Annotated in this window: 1 protein-coding gene and 1 pseudogene; both read right to left on the reverse strand. The window is 44.8% G+C overall.

Annotated elements, in window-relative coordinates:
• Nucleotides 1-84: 84 nt before the first annotated feature.
• Entirely contained in the window at nucleotides 85-513 is a 429-nt protein-coding gene (vscB, locus tag R7Q48_RS26550) for a YscB family type III secretion system chaperone VscB (RefSeq protein ID WP_318133196.1), read from the reverse strand.
• Nucleotides 514-525: 12 nt separating this feature from the next.
• A pseudogene (gene esxD / locus R7Q48_RS26555) lies at nucleotides 526-782 on the reverse strand (type III secretion system regulon anti-activator ExsD); the annotation flags it as partial.

Below are 782 nucleotides of genomic sequence, written 5' to 3' on the forward strand. Positions count from 1 at the left end.
GTACAGAACACATCGGAGCGACACACAGCGCGCACAATGTCATTTTGGCGGCAATGCGCCCTATTTTTGGCATGAGAGTTCGCATTACGGTAACCACACATGATGACTGATGGTGTGATTAACACGCTCGTGTTCAAGCAATTCCATGTAGCGTTCACACACGTTGGCATGTTGCGCAAGAAGTTCTGCAAACTGCTCATTTGAAGTGTTTTCTATCATCGCTTTGCCTTGCAAAATCAATTGTTGATCAGCGTTTGCGGTGAGCACGCTTGGCGTATCTCGAAGCGTTTTTAGTGATAGCTGCATACAACGTTTTAATGCTTGTTCTTTCTGGTAATCGAGATGTTCATTGAATCGAAGTGGTAAGGCAGTTTCCCATAAGATCCATGATGAGTGCTGTTTGATTGTCAGTGTTAACTGGTCTACTTCGATGGTGTAAGCGCCATTTTCTCCGGCAATAAAAGGCCCTATCTCTAGCGTTTCCGCTAGAGATTTCATCATTTTATCTAACATATACTGCCCTATTTAAATCTGGCTGAGATGGTTACAAGCCTGACCGCATTGGCCACTTTGAATATCAAAATAGTAGTGATCAACATCGCCAACGATCTGCATGTCTTTAAACCATTGCCCCACTTTAGCAACGGCATTGAGGTCGTTATAAACCACGTCACATGCATCCCAGACTTCCTTGAGATCCGGTGCTTGTAAACGAGCCTCAGAGCACCACGTTTCCCAATCAGAGATGAACATATCCGTCGTTGAAGTGTAGTCCGCCAGTT

Source organism: Vibrio sp. 378, assembly GCF_033339435.1.

What these genes read in the sequence shown, in the direction of transcription:
- vscB (WP_318133196.1), bottom strand. Translation starts at nt 513, where the DNA reads ATGTTAGATAAAATGATGAAATCTCTAGCGGAAACGCTAGAGATAGGG.